Source organism: Hanamia caeni (assembly GCF_003721595.1).
In the GTDB taxonomy this organism is placed as follows: Bacteria; Bacteroidota; Bacteroidia; order Chitinophagales; family Chitinophagaceae; genus Ginsengibacter; species Ginsengibacter caeni.
This window is the reverse complement of the sequence record NZ_RJJR01000012.1, coordinates 166,006-183,412: the sequence shown is the minus strand read 5'-3', so window position 1 is coordinate 183,412 and position 17,407 is coordinate 166,006. Positions and strand designations below refer to the sequence as shown.

At 40.9% G+C, this 17,407-nt stretch carries 14 protein-coding genes; 9 read left to right on the top strand and 5 right to left on the bottom strand.

What is annotated here, in order from left to right; genetic code table 11:
- Positions 1-3: 3 nt before the first annotated feature.
- Complete coding sequence (locus EFY79_RS14605) at positions 4-408, bottom strand: OsmC family protein (protein ID WP_123121456.1); 405 nt, start codon at positions 406-408, stop codon at positions 4-6.
- A 47-nt stretch (positions 409-455) separates the two neighbouring features.
- Here EFY79_RS14605 and EFY79_RS14600 point away from each other — a divergent pair, with 47 nt between their 5' ends.
- The 9 genes from EFY79_RS14600 to leuB all read left to right on the top strand — a co-directional run bounded on the left by EFY79_RS14600 (position 456) and on the right by leuB (position 10,642).
- Positions 456-1,235 carry a hypothetical protein gene (locus EFY79_RS14600; RefSeq protein WP_123121455.1) on the top strand — a complete coding sequence of 260 codons (780 nt, stop codon included), beginning with the start codon at positions 456-458 and terminating at the stop codon, positions 1,233-1,235.
- 41 nt (positions 1,236-1,276) lie between these two features.
- Positions 1,277-2,215 (top strand): lipoyl synthase, encoded by a 939-nt coding sequence (gene lipA / locus EFY79_RS14595; RefSeq protein ID WP_123121454.1) that lies wholly within the window; start codon positions 1,277-1,279, stop codon positions 2,213-2,215.
- Between the two features lie 146 nt (positions 2,216-2,361).
- Entirely contained in the window at positions 2,362-3,615 is a 1,254-nt protein-coding gene (locus tag EFY79_RS14590; protein ID WP_123121453.1) for an MFS transporter, read from the top strand.
- A gap of 15 nt (positions 3,616-3,630) precedes the next feature.
- Positions 3,631-5,139, top strand: a complete 1,509-nt coding sequence (gene treA, locus EFY79_RS14585) for an alpha,alpha-trehalase TreA (RefSeq protein ID WP_123121452.1) — start codon at positions 3,631-3,633, stop codon at positions 5,137-5,139.
- A 174-nt stretch (positions 5,140-5,313) separates the two neighbouring features.
- Positions 5,314-6,717, top strand: a complete 1,404-nt coding sequence (leuC, locus tag EFY79_RS14580) for a 3-isopropylmalate dehydratase large subunit (protein ID WP_123121451.1) — start codon at positions 5,314-5,316, stop codon at positions 6,715-6,717.
- 108 nt (positions 6,718-6,825) lie between these two features.
- Positions 6,826-7,422 (top strand): 3-isopropylmalate dehydratase small subunit, encoded by a 597-nt coding sequence (gene leuD, locus EFY79_RS14575; RefSeq protein ID WP_123121450.1) that lies wholly within the window; start codon positions 6,826-6,828, stop codon positions 7,420-7,422.
- Between the two features lie 21 nt (positions 7,423-7,443).
- Entirely contained in the window at positions 7,444-8,967 is a 1,524-nt protein-coding gene (locus tag EFY79_RS14570) for an alpha-isopropylmalate synthase regulatory domain-containing protein (protein ID WP_123121449.1), read from the top strand.
- Positions 8,968-9,135: 168 nt separating this feature from the next.
- Positions 9,136-9,495, top strand: coding sequence for a four helix bundle protein (locus tag EFY79_RS14565; protein WP_123121448.1), 360 nt, complete (start codon positions 9,136-9,138; stop codon positions 9,493-9,495).
- A gap of 73 nt (positions 9,496-9,568) precedes the next feature.
- Positions 9,569-10,642: a 3-isopropylmalate dehydrogenase gene (gene leuB / locus EFY79_RS14560; protein WP_123121447.1), complete on the top strand. Its 1,074-nt coding sequence runs from the start codon at positions 9,569-9,571 to the stop codon at positions 10,640-10,642.
- 107 nt (positions 10,643-10,749) lie between these two features.
- On the opposite strand, the gene pgm is transcribed toward leuB, so the two are convergent.
- The 4 genes from pgm to EFY79_RS14540 all read right to left on the bottom strand — a co-directional run bounded on the left by pgm (position 10,750) and on the right by EFY79_RS14540 (position 17,392).
- The gene (gene pgm / locus EFY79_RS14555) at positions 10,750-12,393 is read right to left on the bottom strand and encodes a phosphoglucomutase (alpha-D-glucose-1,6-bisphosphate-dependent) (protein ID WP_123121446.1); all 1,644 of its coding nucleotides are present in this window, start codon (positions 12,391-12,393) and stop codon (positions 10,750-10,752) included.
- A 19-nt stretch (positions 12,394-12,412) separates the two neighbouring features.
- Positions 12,413-13,432 carry a class I fructose-bisphosphate aldolase gene (locus EFY79_RS14550; protein ID WP_123121445.1) on the bottom strand — a complete coding sequence of 340 codons (1,020 nt, stop codon included), beginning with the start codon at positions 13,430-13,432 and terminating at the stop codon, positions 12,413-12,415.
- 53 nt (positions 13,433-13,485) lie between these two features.
- A complete protein-coding gene (gene glgP / locus EFY79_RS14545; protein ID WP_123121444.1) occupies positions 13,486-16,023 on the bottom strand; it encodes an alpha-glucan family phosphorylase in 2,538 nt (845 codons plus the stop codon).
- Between the two features lie 376 nt (positions 16,024-16,399).
- The gene (locus EFY79_RS14540; protein ID WP_123121443.1) at positions 16,400-17,392 is read right to left on the bottom strand and encodes a hypothetical protein; all 993 of its coding nucleotides are present in this window, start codon (positions 17,390-17,392) and stop codon (positions 16,400-16,402) included.
- Between the last annotated feature and the right edge of the window lie 15 nt (positions 17,393-17,407).

The following is a 17,407-nucleotide window of genomic DNA, read 5'->3' as shown; positions in this document are numbered from 1 at the left end:
TAATTATAGTTTCCAGTCATATTGCAAAATCAATTCAATATCAGGATGAACACTTTTTGCAACCGGGCAGTTGTTTCCGGTTTTTTCCAAAATTAACCTTTCCTTTTCATTTATATTTTGCGGCAAGGTGACATATACTTCAATCTTTGCCACCCTTCTTGGGTCGCTCGCCATGTGTTTTGTAACGTCGGCCCGTGAGCGGGAAATATCAACATTCATATCATTTGCTTTGATGCCCATTGTTGTAAGCATGCAGGTTGCAAGCGATACACATAATAAATCTGTTGGAGAAAAACGCTCCCCGTTTCCATGATTATCAGTCGGCGCATCGGTCTCAATTTTTGAAGAACTCTGCAGGTGAAATGCTTCACACCTTAAATTTCCTTTGTATGTTATTGATGCAGTCATTATATTATTTTTGCGATAAATTTACAGTACTAAGACATCAATAACAAATGCGAAAAATAGTCATCATTATCATAAGTGGATTTATCTCTTTCCATTCATTTGGCCAGGAAACAAAGAAGGAGCGTCAACAGAAAAAAAGAGCGAAAGTGAGCGAAATGATAAGGCAGGAAGAAGAAGGCGTGATTACCTATCGAAAAAGCTTTTCTTTTGGCGCCAAGCTCACTACCGACGGTTATGGCGTTTTCTTTGAACTGGGAAGAGCAAGCTCAGTAAAAAAAGCGTTGCTTTACCAGCTTGAAATCAGCGAGCGTAAACACATTAAAGAAGAAAAGCAAAGCGGATTTTATGCCAACACGGTGCCTTTTATTTATGGAAAAGAAAACTTTTTTTATCCTGTAAAACTCGGCGTTCAGCAACAGGTTTTGTTAGGCAATAAAGCCAATAAAAACGGCGTGGCCATTACGGCAAACTATGGAGGCGGTGTTACTGCTGCATTGCTGCGGCCTTATTATGTGCAGGTACAAAATGGCAATGGAGTAGATTATATCAAATACAACTCAGCCGATAGTGCACAATTTTTAGGTGGCAATGTTTTTGGCGGCCCCACATTGGGCAAAGGTTGGAACGAGCTTACCATCACTCCGGGCCTTTACGCCAAAACCGCTGTGCGCTTCGATTACGGCAGCTTCAACGAATTAGTGTCTGCGATTGAAGTGGGTTTGAATATTGATTTCTATGCAAAAAAAATCCCACAGATGGTTTACAATAAAGAGAAGCAATTATTTTTTGGCGGATATGTGGCCATCATCTTCGGGAAGAGAAAATAATTTCTCTTTAATTAATTTTGACCAAAATAAATTTTCGATAAATGAGTGAAGTAATGGACGTGCCTGTATTGGAAAAACCCCGCAAACCAAACTGGCTTCGGGTTAAATTACCAATAGGAGAAGAATACAAGCAGGTAAGAAAAATTGTAGATGAACATAAACTGCATACGATCTGCGAAAGCGGCAATTGTCCAAATATGGGAGAATGTTGGGGCGAAGGCACCGCCACTTTTATGATACTCGGAAATATCTGCACCCGCAGCTGTGGTTTTTGCGCGGTAGCTACAGGGCGGCCTCTGCCAGCGGACTTGCAGGAACCCAAAAGAGTAGCAGAAGCTATTTCCCTGATGAAAGTGAAGCATGCGGTAATAACTTCGGTGGATAGGGATGAATTAAAAGATGGCGGGTCAATTATCTGGCAACAAACCATTAATGCGGTGAGAAAAATTGCGCCGAATACAACGCTGGAAACGTTAATCCCTGACTTTAAAGCTGAGGCTGAAAATATACAACGTATTATTGACGCCGCTCCCGAGGTGGTAAGCCATAATATTGAAACTGTCGAACGCTTAACACGCAGTGTAAGAATCCAGGCAAAATATTGGCGAAGCATGGAAACTTTGCGCATTCTTAAAAGAGGTGGCATGCGTACCAAAAGTGGAATTATGCTTGGCCTCGGAGAAAAAAAGGAAGAAGTGGTTCAAACGATGCAGGATTTGAAAGACAGCGAAGTAGATGTAATTACTCTAGGCCAATATTTACAACCTACGCCTAAACATTTGCCCGTCGCACGTTTTGTGCATCCTTCAGAATTTGCAGAACTCAGAGAAATTGGCTACCAGATTGGTTTTGATTATGTGGAAAGCGGGCCATTAGTGCGTTCATCATACCACAGCGACAGGCATGTAGTACCCGGTCTTGGCCGCACAGCCTGGGAAAAAGCCAACGCTTTAAAAGCCGCCAGTCAAAAACATGAATAGAGCCTTTTTTCAATCCATTTGAGAGAAAATAAAAATTTGATTTTTTTATTGCTTCACTGCACGGCAACATCTGATTAAGCCTGTTTAAAAAAAAATTCCTGCATAAATAAAATAGTATATTCGAAGAATATACAAACGATATTGCAATGAACAACTGGCAGATAAAGCTTTCGCTATTTATCAATTATTTTGTTTTTGCCATTTTGCTCAACAGTGTTGGAACCGTCATTCTGCAGGTGCAGAATAATTATGGAATTACACAAGGCACCGCCAGTATTCTTGAGGCTTTCAAAGACCTTAGTATTGCAATTGCCTCATTTCTCGTTGCTTCTTATATTACCCGCATTGGTTATAAACGTTCTATGTTGCTGGCTTTAATTTTTGTAATCATTGCATGCCTCCTGATGCCCGCTATTGGCGGATTTGCAATGACCAAAATTTTATTTGCCGTTACAGGAGTAAGTTTTGCGCTGATAAAAGTTTCGGTTTATGCCACCATCGGCCTCGTAACTTCCAACAAAAAAGATCATGCAAGCTTCATGAACTTTATTGAATCTTTTTTTATGATAGGCATTCTTGCCGGTTATTTTATTTTCGGGGCTTTTGTTGACAACAATAATCCTTCTTCTACGTCATGGTTAAATGTTTATTATTTGCTTGCCGTACTTTCTGCATTCGCTTTTTTATTGTTGCTCACCGCGCGGCTTGATGAATCTTCCGTGAAAGAAGAAGAACCTAAATCCTTTATAAAAGAGTTTGCTGAAATGATGGCGCTCGCTATAAAACCGCTGGTTTTGATTTTTATCATCAGCGCATTTTTTTATGTATTGATTGAACAAAGCATAATGAGCTGGCTACCCACTTTTAACAAGCAGGTACTGCATCTTTCTACAAGCCTGGCCATACAGATGACAAGCATACTCGCTATATCAACTGCGGTTGGCAGGTTTATTGCTGGCTTTCTACTCAGAAAAATTCATTGGCTAAAGGTGATAATTACATGCCTTTTGCTTGCGGCAATATTGGTGGTATTGGTGATTCCTCTTGCGTCAAAGATTCATGTAAGTTTGATAGATAGCTGGCTAGAAGCGCCATTTGTAGCTTATGTGTTTCCTCTGATCGGCTTGCTAATCGCGCCTGTTTATCCAGCGATTAATTCAGTAATCCTAAGTTCTTTGCCATTAAAACAACAGGGCCCGATGAGTGGGCTCATCGTAATTTTTTCGGCATTGGGCGGCACTACCGGATCAATTATAACCGGCCACGTATTTGAAGCCTATGGCGGTCAAACCGCTTTTTATTTTTCACTGATACCTATCGCGATCCTTATCGTTTGCCTTGTTTTTTTCAACCGCCTGCAAAAGAAACCGCTTTTGGTGAATGAACAGGATTTTAATTGATGTAATAAGTTGTGTATGGAAATAAATTATATTTTTTCATTGGGCGAATTATTTGAAAGGGTGCAGACAGAAAAAGTTTTCCCGGATAATAAAACATTTGTGGATTGCACGCCCAAGTCGTCACTTTCGGATATCCATGACCGTTATGAAAGAGAAAAAAATGAACCAAATTTCGATTTATCCTCTTTTGTGCATACCCATTTCACAGAGCCGGTGAGTTTTAAAACCGACTTCGTAAGCGTGAAAGGAAGGCCTATTAAGGAACACATCGAAAAGCTCTGGGACTTTCTCACCCGCCAGCCCGAAGAATCTCATAATTCGCTGGTGCCTTTGCCCAATCCCTACATTGTGCCTGGGGGAAGATTCAGGGAAATATATTATTGGGATAGTTATTTTACCATGCTCGGCCTCCAGGTATCGCGAAGGATCGATTTGATTCAAAATATGATTGACAATTTTTGTTATCTCATTGATCGCTTTGGCTACATTCCAAACGGCAACCGCACCTATTTTTTGGGAAGATCACAACCTCCGTTTTTTGCCTGCATGATTCAGCTTTTAGCAGAGGAAAAAGGTGACGAAACTTTTGTGAAATACCTGCCTCAACTTGAAAAAGAATATAGCTTTTGGATGAAAGGTTCTGATCAAATTGACCTGAAAAGTTCCTCTGTCCATCATCTTGTAATGCTGCCCGATAAAGGCATTTTAAATCATTATTGGGATGAATCCGATGCTCCGCGGCCTGAGGCATATAAGCATGAGGTGGCACTGGCAGAAAATGCTGAAGATAAAAAAAGTGTGTATCGCAATCTGAGAGCCGCCGCTGAATCCGGCTGGGATTTTTCAGGACGATGGTTTAAAGTAAGAGGAGATTTTTCAAGTATTCATGCCACAGAAATTGTCCCGGTAGATTTAAATTGTCTCTTGTTAAATCTTGAACAAACGATTGCCAAAGCCTATGAAGTAGCAGGCGACAAAGCAAATTGTGAGAACTATACTAACCTGGCCGAAAGAAGGAAACAAACCCTTTTTAAATTTTGCTGGAATGGGGACGAAAAATTCTTTTTCGATTTTGACCATAAAGAAAATGCACTCAAAAAGGTGTATACATTAGCCGCTACTTTCCCATTATATTTCGGTATAGCTACCCCCGAACAGGCCGATGGAGTTGCAAAAATAATAAAGGATAAATTTCTTTGTGCCGGCGGGTTAATTTCTACACTTGAAACTACAAGCCAGCAGTGGGATGCACCAAATGGGTGGGCGCCGTTGCAGTGGATAGCCATCCACGGATTAGCAAAATATGGTTTTGTTGATTTGGCAAAAGACATCGCAAAAAGATGGATGGACATAAACCGCCGGGTGTATGACGCCACAGGGAAATTGATGGAAAAATACAATGTGGTCAGCACTGAAATTAAAGCGGGCGGGGGAGAATATCCTACCCAGGATGGTTTTGGCTGGACAAATGGAGTATACCTGGCACTTGATAAATGGCTGGATGGATTAAACAAAAATGAGTAAAAAACCCTTCTGCCACTTATTTAGCCTTCCCTGCAAAGTCCCGTGCTTTTGCTTTGAATACGCTTTTGATTTTTTCTCAAACGACAAAACGGATTTTAACGATTAGCTTTTAAATTAAATGCAAAATATTTAAAGGTTTTTTAGGAAATTTGCGCTTCTAATCAAAAATTTAAAATGAGCAATACTTCCAAAACGCTTTTCGATAAAGTTTGGGATTCTCACGTCGTCAGAAAAATCGAAGACGGCCCAGACGTTTTATTTATCGACAGGCACTTTATTCATGAAGTTACGAGTCCTGTTGCCTTCAGGGGGCTTGAAAGCAGGGGATTAAAAGTGATGTATGCTGAAAAAACTTTCGCTACAGCCGATCACAATACACCTACCATCAACCAGCATTTGCCCGTACAGGACCCGCTTTCCGCCAACCAGCTTAAAGCGCTGGAAATGAACTCTGCAAAATATGGAATTTCACACTGGGGTTTGAATAACCCGAAAAACGGAATTGTGCATGTAGTTGGCCCTGAAAACGGGATAACCTTGCCGGGCATTACAATCGTTTGCGGTGATTCTCATACTTCTACCCACGGCGCATTCGGCGCTATTGCGTTTGGCATCGGCACCTCTGAAGTGGAAATGGTTCTTGCTTCGCAATGCATCATGCAGCCAAAGCCAAAGAAGATGCGCATCAGTGTAAACGGAAAATTAGGAAAAGGAATCACGGCAAAAGATGTAGCGCTGTATATCATTTCAAAATTAACAGCCGCAGGCGCAACAGGATACTTTGTGGAATACGCCGGTGAAGTTTTTGAAAACCTCAGCATGGAAGGCAGGATGACCGTTTGTAATATGAGCATTGAAATGGGCGCACGCGGCGGCATGGTAGCCCCTGACGAAACAACGTTTGCCTATTTAAAAGGAAAAGACAAAGCGCCCAAAAATGAAAAATGGGATAATTTGTTGCTTTACTGGAAAACGCTGAAAACAGATGCTGATGCGATTTTCGATAAAGAATATCATTTTGATGCAGCCGACATTGAACCGATGATTACATTTGGCACCAATCCGGGAATGGGATTGGGTATCAGCAAACACATCCCCGTTTCAAATGACACGTTAAGTGGAAATGCCAGCTATGAAAAATCGCTGAATTATATGGGTTTTCATGAAAAAGATGCAATGCTCGGGAAAAAAGTAGATTACGTTTTTATTGGAAGTTGCACCAACGGAAGGATTGAGGATTTTCGTGCATTTGCATCCATCATAAAAGGAAGGAAAAAAGCAGACCACGTTACTGCATGGATAGTTCCGGGTTCCCACATAGTAGAGCAACAAATAAAGGAAGAAGGTATTTTGGATATTTTAACCGAAGCGGGATTCCAGTTGCGTCAGCCTGGATGCTCAGCATGCCTGGCCATGAATGATGATAAAATTCCGGCAGGCAAATACGCCGTTAGCACCAGCAACAGGAATTTTGAAGGAAGGCAGGGGCCAGGCGCACGAACCATGCTGGCAAGTCCGCTGGTAGCCGCAGCAGCGGCAGTTACAGGAGTAGTGACTGACCCAAGAGATTTGCTTTGAAAATGCATGACGCAGAAGGCAAGAGGCGTAAGGCATCCAGCTTTCAGCTTTGAGCATTCGGCTTACAACTTATAACCTCAACTTATAACTTACGACTTACAATTTAAAATGGCTTACGATAGATTTACAGTACTGACAAGTACAGCGGTTCCTATGCCGATTGAAAATGTAGACACAGACCAGATAATTCCTGCGCGATTTTTAAAAGCTACTGAGCGCAAAGGCTTCGGTGATAATCTTTTTCGCGACTGGAGATACAATTCAGATGATTCTCCTAAAAAAGATTTTGTTTTAAACAATCCCATCTATTCAGGAAAAATATTAGTAGGTGGTAAAAATTTCGGAAGTGGCAGCAGCCGCGAACATGCGGCCTGGGCAATTTACGATTATGGTTTTCGTGCCGTTGTCTCCAGTTTTTTCGCAGATATTTTTAAAAATAATTCAATAAATGTCGGCATACTTCCGGTGCAGGTAAGTGAAGAATTTTTGATAAGAATTTTTGAAGCAATTGAAAAAGATCCTAGAACCGAATTGAAAATTGACCTTCAGGAACAGGCTATCACCATCCTGGCTACGGGTGAAAAAGAATCATTTGAAATCAATGGCTACAAAAAACATAATTTGTTGAATGGCTTTGACGACATTGATTATTTGCAGGCCATGAAAAATGACATCCAAACATTTGCTGAAAAGAGCTTATACTAATCAGGCTCAAAAAAATTACAAATGCCAAAATCCCAGCGACATATAGAAATAATGGATACTACGCTCCGCGATGGTGAGCAAACCAGCGGCGTCTCCTTTTCTTCTGCAGAAAAATTAACTATTGCGAAGCTTCTCTTAACCGAATTAAAAGTTGACCGGATTGAAATCGCTTCTGCACGCGTGTCGGAAGGAGAGTTTGAGGCTGTAAAAAAAATAACAAAATGGGCTAAATCCAACAAACTGCTGGATAGGGTAGAAGTGCTGACTTTTGTGGATGGCGATGTTTCCGTAGAATGGATGATGAAGGCCGGAGCAAGGGTTATGAATCTTCTTACCAAAGGTTCATTAAATCATTTGACGCATCAGTTAAAAAAGAAGCCTGAGCAGCATTTTGCTGAAATAGCAGAAGTAATAAAATTGGCAAGAGCCAAAAGCATTGATTGCAATGTTTATCTTGAAGATTGGAGCAACGGAATGCGCCATTCTAAAGAATATGTTTTTCAATACCTTGATTTTTTAATTACCCAGCCTATAAAGCGAGTCATGCTTCCTGATACATTGGGGATATTAACGCCAAAAGAATCGTTCGACTTTATTTCTCAAACCATTCAACGCTATCCTAAAATTCATTTTGATTTTCACGCACATAACGATTATGATTTGGGTACGGCAAATGTGTTAGAGGCGCTAAAGGCGGGCGCACACGGCGTTCACCTCACAGTAAATGGAATGGGCGAAAGAGCGGGAAATGCTCCGTTGGCGAGCGCTATTGCTGTCATTAATGATTTTTTGCCTGAAATAAAAACTTCAGTGTCTGAAAAATCGTTGTATAGCGTAAGCAAATTGGTAGAAACTTTTTCCGGTTTCAGAATTGCTGCAAACAGGCCCGTTGTGGGAGAAAATGTTTTTACCCAAACCGCAGGCATTCATGCTGATGGCGACAAAAAAAATAAACTCTATTTCAGCAAGCTGATGCCTGAGCGTTTTGACCGCCAGCGGAGATATGCTTTAGGAAAAACAAGTGGAAAAGCAAATATTGAAAATAATCTTTTACAATTAGGTATTCATTTATCTGATCAGGATCTGAAAAAAGTAACACAACGAATTATCGAGCTGGGTGATCGCAAAGAGATTGTGAGTCCTGCCGATCTTCCTTACATTATTTCTGATGTTTTGGACAGCGTGGCAGTGCAGCAAAAAGTAAGGATTGAAGATTATGTACTTACCCACTCCAAAGATTTGAATCCTTCGGTCACTTTAAAAATTACGGTAGAAGGGCAATCTGTAGAAGAACATGCCCAGGGCGACGGCCAATATGATGCCTTTATGAATGCTTTGAAAAAAATCTACAAACAAAAGAAAATGGTTCTCCCGGAGCTAACAGATTATGCCGTGCGTATTCCGCCGGGTGGAAAAAGCGATGCATTATGTGAAACCATCATCACCTGGAGGCATAATGGGAGAGAATTTAAAACACGGGGGCTGGACAGTGATCAAACCGTTGCCGCGATTAAGTCTACTTTGAAGATGTTGAATAGTATTTAGAAGGCAAGAGGATAGAGGCAGCAAAAGGCAAGAGGTAAAGAGGCAAAAAGGCAGATCAATAAACAAAATCATATTCAATTCAATAAATAAAATAAGCAAGATTGATTAGGTAAATGGCATTTCTTTTTTACTCTTGCCTCTTTGCCTCACATTTCTTGCCTCACATTAATGAGCATTATTAAATCGTATAAGGATCTTTTTATTTGGCAAAAGTCTATGCTTTTAGTTATGAACATTTATGAAATCACCAAGGTTTTTCCAAATTCTGAAATATATGGTTTGACAAGCCAGTTGAGAAGAAGCGCGATATCTATCCCAAGCAATATCGCGGAAGGATATGGTAGAAAATCTACCAATGATTATAAAAGATTTTTGCAAATAGCCGTGGGTTCTTTGTATGAATTACAAACTCAAATTGAAATAGCTTTTAACCTAAAATATTTAGGTGAACAAAAGCATCAGGAAATTATAGACTTAAGTATAGAGATAGACAAAATGTTGTATTCAATCATTCAAAAAATAAAATAAGCAAGATTGATTAGGTAAATGGCATTTCTTTTTTACTCTTGCCTCTTTGCCTTACAACTCTTGCCTCACAATTATGGCAAACAAAAATATTTTAATTGTCCCGGGGGATGGAATAGGGCAGGAAGTAACCGCAGTTGGTAAAAAGGTGCTGGACAAAATTGCAGAAAAGTTTAATCATGAGTTTAGCTATGATGAAGCGCTGATAGGACATGTTGCTATTGAGGCCACAGGAAATCCTTTGCCTGATGAATCACTGGAAAAAATGCGTAAATCTGATGCTGTGCTTTTCGGTGCCGTGGGTCATCCTAAGTATGATAATGACCCATCGGCAAAAGTAAGGCCAGAGCAGGGTTTGCTAAAAATGAGGAAGGAGTTGGGATTATATGCAAACATCCGTCCTATTAAACTTTTTGATGAATTACTTGACGCTTCCAGCATAAAGCCCGAAATATTAAAAGGCGCGGATATTCTTTTTTTTCGCGAATTAACCGGGGATATTTATTTCGGGGAAAAAGGAAGAAAGAACAACGGCGATACTGCGTATGATGTAGCAGAATACAGCCGCTATGAAGTGGAGCGCATTGCACGGAAAGCGTTTGATGCAGCACGCACAAGAAGAAAAAAAGTATGCTCTGTTGATAAAGCCAATGTAATTGAAACCTCAAGATTGTGGCGCGAAGTAGTTCAGAAAGTTGCTACTGAATATCCTGATATCGAAGTGGAGCACCAGTTTGTGGATGCAACTGCTATGTTGCTTATTAAAGATCCGCGAAGGTTTGATGTGGTGGTTACGGCAAATCTATTTGGTGATATCCTTACCGATGAGGCATCGCAGATTGCAGGCTCGATGGGCATGTTGGCCAGTGCATCCGTTGGCGATGGAACGGGGGTATATGAGCCAATACATGGCTCGGCACACGATATCACCGGAAAGGGCCTTGCCAATCCATTGGCGTCCATTTTATCCGCAGCGTTATTATTAGACATTTCTTTTAAAATGAAAGAAGAATCAGAAGCAATAATTGCTGCAGTGGATAAGGTATTAAAAGCCGGCTGGCGCACAAGAGATATTGCCGATCCTCAAACGAAACCGGAAAAGATACTAGGTACCGAAGCCATGGGGAAGGAAGTTTTAAACCGATTATAAAATGTGATCTAGTTTGAGATACCATATAAATTGCTAAGAATTTTTTGCATAAAATAAAAAGCAGCCTATTTGTTTCTTTACTGGCTGCAGCAGTAAAAATCAGCAAATTATTTCTTTAAAGCATCGTCCACAATGGATTGCGCTTCTTCAATAATTTTTTCGAGATGATCTTTTCCTTTAAAGCTTTCCGCGTAGATCTTATAAATATCCTCAGTGCCTGACGGACGCGCGGCAAACCAGCCATTTTCAGAAGTAACTTTTAACCCGCCGATAGGTGCATTATTGCCCGGCGCATTGGTGAGAATATTTGTAATTTTTTCTCCTGCTAATTCCTTTTGCTGCACCATAGAAGGAGAAAGTTTGCCAAGTTTTTTCTTTTGTTCCGGTGTTGCTTTTGCTTCAATACGATCATACACAGGATCGCCCAGTTCTTCAGCCAGTTCTTTATAAATCTCTCCTGGATCTTTCCCGGTTGCAGAAGTGATTTCAGCAGATAACAGGGCTGCGATCATGCCATCCTTATCAGTCGTCCAGGTATTACCATTCATTTTAAGGAACGAAGCGCCGGCGCTTTCTTCACCCACAAAGCCGAGCGAGCCATCCAGCAGCCCATCCACAAACCACTTAAATCCGACCGGCACTTCCACCACTTTTCGTTTAAGCATAGCCGTTACACGGTCAATCATTCCGCTGCTCACCAGTGTTTTTCCTACGGATGTTTTTTCTCCCCATTCGGGCCGGTGATTGAACAGATAAAATATACAAACGGATAAATAATGATTGGGAGGCACTAAGCCAACAGACCTTGTTACAATTCCATGTCGGTCGTGATCTGTGTCGCAGGCAAAAGCAATATCAAATTTATCTTTTAATCCCACCAGGCTTTGCATCGCATATCCCGATGAGGGATCCATGCGGATTTTGCCATCCCAGTCTACGGTCATAAATCTGAATGTAGGATCTACTTGTTTTTGGGTAATAGTAAGATTAAGGTTATAACGGTCTGCTATAGGCTCCCAATAATGAACACCAGCCCCGCCCAGCGGATCCACTGCCATTTTTATTTTTGATTCACTGATTTTTTTTAAATCCAGCACCTGGGAAAGATCGTTGATGTAGGAAGTAAAGTAATTATGCTGATGCGTGGTTGAAACTTTTAGCGCCTGGCTATAAATCATACGCCTTACCTCTTTCAAATTATTTTCCAAAATTTCGTTGGCTCTTTTTTCAATCCAGCTTGTAACAGAAGATTCAGCAGGGCCTCCGTGAGGCGGATTGTATTTGAAACCTCCATCATCCGGCGGGTTGTGAGAAGGCGTGATAACAATTCCATCGGCTAACCCGGTTTTACGTGTACGGTTATACGTTAGTATTGCGTGTGAAATGACAGGTGTGGGCGTGTATTCATTATTTTCAGCAATCATCGTTTCAACATTGTTGGCGGCCAATACTTCAATTGCAGAAATATGTGCCGGCAAAGAAAGTGCATGCGTGTCCATCCCGATGAATAAAGGCCCATCGATATTTTGCTGCTTGCGGTAGAGGCAAATCGCCTGTGTAATGGCAAGTATATGGTTTTCATTAAATGAATTATTCAAGGAAGACCCTCTGTGACCGGATGTTCCAAAAGCCACACGTTGCTCCGGAACAGTCGGTTCAGGTTTGCCATAATAATAGGCGCTGATTAGATGGGGGATATTTACAAGAATCTCATCTGGAGCAGGCTTTCCTGCAAACTGGCTTATTTTCATAACAGTAAATTTATTGATTTTATTTCTCCATGCTCAAATTATATTGACCGCTCCTTGCTATGGCATTTAGTTTAGCCCGCATGTACAAAAGAGCTTGTGCTTTTTCTACGTTTTCATCCTTTCCGTTCCACGCTTCAAGTGCAGGTTGCTGAATGGCTCTTGCAAAAGAAAAACTAACAGTCCAGGGTAAACGTTTTTTATAATTTTTATTGATGGCATTCAAATGAGCCGTAGCCAGTTCGGGCGGCTGGCCACCGGATAAGAAAGCAACCGCCGGAACATTGGCAGGAACTGATGCAAGCAAACAGTTAACCGTATATTCAGCCACTTTATCTACGCTGTTTTTTTCATCACTTTCATCGCCCTGTATAATCATATTTGGTTTCAGAATCATTCCTTCTGTTTCAATCCGGTATTTATAAAGCTGATAAAAAAGTATTTTTTGTACCTGCTCTGTCACCTCGTAACATTTATCTATCGAATGATTTCCGTCCATCAATACTTCAGGTTCAACTATCGGCACGATGTCGGCTTCCTGGCATAAGGCTGCATATCTTGCGAGCGCAACGGCATTGGCTTCTATGCATTCAACGGATGGGATATTTTCACCTATCGAAATAACGGCGCGCCATTTTGCAAAACGCATTCCCAAAGTTTTATACTCCTCCAGCCTTTCACGTAGCCCATCCAGTCCTTCGGTGATTTTTTCACCACGGAAACCAGCCATTGGTTTTGCATGTTTATCTACTTTAATTCCTGGAATTATTCCGTTTCTTTTCAGCGCTTCTGCCATTTGAATACCGTCTTTGGTATTTTGCCTCACTGTTTCATCAAATAATATAGCACCACCAATTCCTTCGTTCAGGCCTTTGGTGGTAACGATCAACTCCCGGTATTTTCGTCTCATCTCAACAGTTTCCGGAATCCCTGCAGCAGCAAAACGTTTATTGCAGGTGCTTATACTTTCATCCATAGCAAGCAAGCCTTTATGGTCGGAAAAAAGCTCTGCTATTGTTTCTTTTAAAATATCCTTATTCATTAAAATTTATTTTTTGCGCCATCTATATTCAAAATTCACGCATTATTCATTAGCTAATGTTGCCATAGAATAAGATTATTTTCCAGCGGCACTTTGATGTTATCATAGCACGGAATTATCCTGACCGTATAATCTGAAAAATTTTGATCAGTTTTTATTTCTACACAATATTTGTGCTCCGTTTTGTCATCCGATATTGATTGAAAATGCATCTTTAAAATCTCCGGGCCATTTTCGTCATTTCCATTGGCGAAGAGTTGCACGCAAATCTTATCTCTTAGCTGGTCGTCAAAAAAAATACTGGCAGAAACTGCATAATCATTGTCTGATTTTTGAACATCGATTTTACCAAAATGGATATCTTTCCATTTTTGCTTTACAAGACTGGCAGTTTCAACAAGGTTTTTACCCATCAAACCATTGTTGCCAGCTCTCCTGAGGTACTCTTTGGCAGTGGGCAAATAAGATTCTTCTGTATATTCTCTAACCGTTCTGTTTGCAGAAAATTCAGGCGTCAGTGTGGCCATGCTATGTCTCATTTTTTCGATCCATTTGGCAGGAATTCCCTCTTCATTTCTTGAATAAAATTCAGGCACCACCTGTTGCTCTAATAAGTCGTAGAGATTATTTGCCTCGGCAGCATCCCACGCCGGATCTTCGCCATGTTCGCGCATGTCTCCCAGCGCCCAGCCAACCTCCGGCGTGTAAGCCTCAGCCCACCAGCCATCTAATTCAGATAAATTAATTCCGCCATTCACGAGCACTTTCATGCCGCTTGTGCCGCAGGCTTCCCATGGCCGGCGCGGCGTATTTATCCAAACATCAACTCCCGAAACCAGTTGTTCGGTTAACTGCATATCATAATCACTCAGAAAAATTACATGCTTGTATAAATTGTTCTGTTGAATAAATTGATTCCATTCATGAACCAAATCTTTACCACTTTTATCGGCTGGCGGCGCTTTGCCCGCTATAATTAGCTGAACCGGAAACTCTGGATTGGTGAGAATTCTAATAAACCTGTCACGATCATGCAAAAGAAGGTTTGGCCTTTTATAGGGAACAAATCTACGGGCAAAGCCAAGCGTTAAAGTATGCGCATCAAAAATATTTTTCGCGGCCTTGGTAACCTCTGATGGCAGGCCGGAAACCAAACTTTGTGTTTCAAACCTTTGCCGAACGTAGTTCACCAATTTATTACGTGAATCATTTCGCATTTCCCAAAGAGAATCGCCGGAGATTTTGTCAATATTTTTTTGTATGGTTTTTAAATTGCCTTTCCAGCGCTCTTTACCACAATTTTTTGTCCACAGCTCATCGGCAAATTCTGAATCCCAACTTGGTGTATGTACTCCATTTGTTATAGAATCAACAGGAATTTCGTCAACGGGCCAGCGGGGATAAAGATTAGAAAATAATTGCCGGCTAACCTTCCCATGCAATTTACTAACCGCGTTAACATTTCCGGAGCCTCTCATTGCAAGAAACGCCATATTAAAATACTCTTTATCATTGTTGGCATCCTCTCTTCCCAGAGCCATCAGGTTTTCAAAATCTACCTGGAGTTCATTGGCTGCATATCCCGAAAAATACTGCGTCATAAGCTCAGGACTGAAATGGTCAAAGCCGGCAGCGACCGCAGTATGGGTCGTAAAAACATTTCCGGCCCTGGTAACTGCAAGCGCTTCTTCAAAAGAAAGATGGTTCGCTTTCATAAACTGGTACGCACGTTCCAAAACCAGGAAAGCTGCGTGGCCTTCGTTCAGGTGGCAAACTTCAGGATGGATGTTAAGTGCTTCAAGCAGTTTAAGGCCACCAATCCCAAGAACAATTTCCTGTTGGATGCGAAGCTCAGAATCTCCACCATAAATCTGGCTGGTGATGCCTCTGTGCGCCGGCAAATTTGCGGGGTCGTTGCAATCCATCAGGTAAAGTTTGCACCTTCCCACATGCACCTGCCATGCCCGTATCCATAGCGGCCTTCCCGATAAGCTAATTTGAAACCGCAGCCATTTGCCATCAGGCAATCTAAGTGGCGTAACGGGCAGTTGACCGGGGTCATTATAAGGATACAATTCCTGCTGAAAACCGTTTTTATCAATCTGCTGATGGAAATATCCTTCCTGGTAAAGAAGTCCAACCGCTATGACCGGCACGCCTAAATCACTTGCAGACTTTAGTTGATCACCTGCAACATTTCCTAAACCTCCCACATAAATCGGAAGCGCTTCGCTGAGCATATATTCCATGCTGAAGTAAGCAATAGTCTTAAGAGGGCTATCATGAAAAGAGTCGGTGAACCACGTGCCGGAAGTAGCCATCTCCTCTTTGGCTATCATCAATGCTTTAATTTTTTCACGAAAACTGCTATCCTCCATTTGTTCTTTCAAACTTTCTCTTGATACAGATTGCAGCACCAGCCATGGATTGTGCGTGTGTTCCCACAATGAAGGGTAAAGTTGTTGCCATAATGAATCTGCTTCATGATTCCACGACCATCGGATATCAAGCGCCAGCTCAGCAAGAGCATCAATTCCTTCAATACCTTCAGGCAAAAGGCCATACACATCGCTGTTAAACCTTGTATTCATAGATTCTTATTTAGATAATCATTTTTTCAGGTAACGAATTTGTAATGGAACAATCGCTTTGGAGGAAGAATGAACGCTGGATGTTTTCAATTTCGTTACCCATTTTTTTGAGGAAATGCATTTGTTTCACCTGCCGGTAATTGGTATGTTTATAGAGCCGCAATTTTTTTGCCATCTTACAACGCCACCTCGCCGATGCTATTGATAAAAACTATAATTGGAAACGGTTAAGTGTGTTTTTTTGGCATCCCGGGAAAACAGTAAAGCAATAAATTTCGTTATTTTTATTTTGCCTGGAAACGCTTTATTACATTTTATTCAAATAAAAAAAGCATGGTAAAATCAAAAAACCCTTTATCAAATTGGGTAGCATTTTTTATTTTGTTGATTGTACCAAATGCGAAAGGATTTTTTCATGGAAAAATTGGTCAGCAATATTGTTAGATTTTTGAAGAACTTCAGCTATCGTCAACTGGCCATCATTACTAAATGAACCGGCCAACCGGCCAGAATGCGCAGATACCTTAAAAACTTTTTTGAGACCTTCCTTTAGTAATATCAACTCTAAACCACTGTCCTTTAATTTTCCCAATTCAGCAATCATCCAGCTTAGGGCGTAGAAATAATTCCTGTTGAGAAAGATTTGATGATTGAGTGCATCACCGGCAGGCATCACATTAAATTTTGAATGTACAATTTCGGGCGTCAGGTATTTTTTTAAATATTCAGGGCAATCATCTTCTGCAGTTAGCTGAACTAATCCGCATAACGCCTGGGGATAAATGCTCAACCATCTTAGCTGGCGCCGTAGCTCATGAACATCCTGCTCTATGTCTATAAATGGTTCTTCCCTTCTTTTAAATTTTTTAATCACCTTTCTTATTTCATTTTCATAAATAAATGCAACTGCCCTCGCATCGCCAGTTTCATCAAACCATTCCACTTTGTCGAGGATCTTATATATTTTTTTGAGTTGCTTTTTTTTCTCACCAATCCATTTCTTTTCTATTAAAAATTTATTAACCTCATTTAGTTTTTCCTCAGCTTTTTCTGCTGCATACGAAGTAACCAGGGCAGGTATTTTCTCATTATCCTGAAATAATTTATAAAATTCATCATAGAAATTTAAACCACCGAGCAAGTCTTCAAAGTGTTTAAACTTCTTTTCTAATTTTTTTATTTTCTGGTGCGGATACACTTTTTTATAAATCCGGCTCAGCCCCTCCAGCATAAAAAGCACGCTTCGTAAATCCTGCTCATACACAATCCTGGCAGGATTAGCAGAAGCCGTTGCCTCATCCAGAATCATTTCCATTTTTGAAAGAAAATGAAGAAACCGCGCCTGGCCAACGGGGATAAATTTTTCCATGAGTGAGCAGATTAT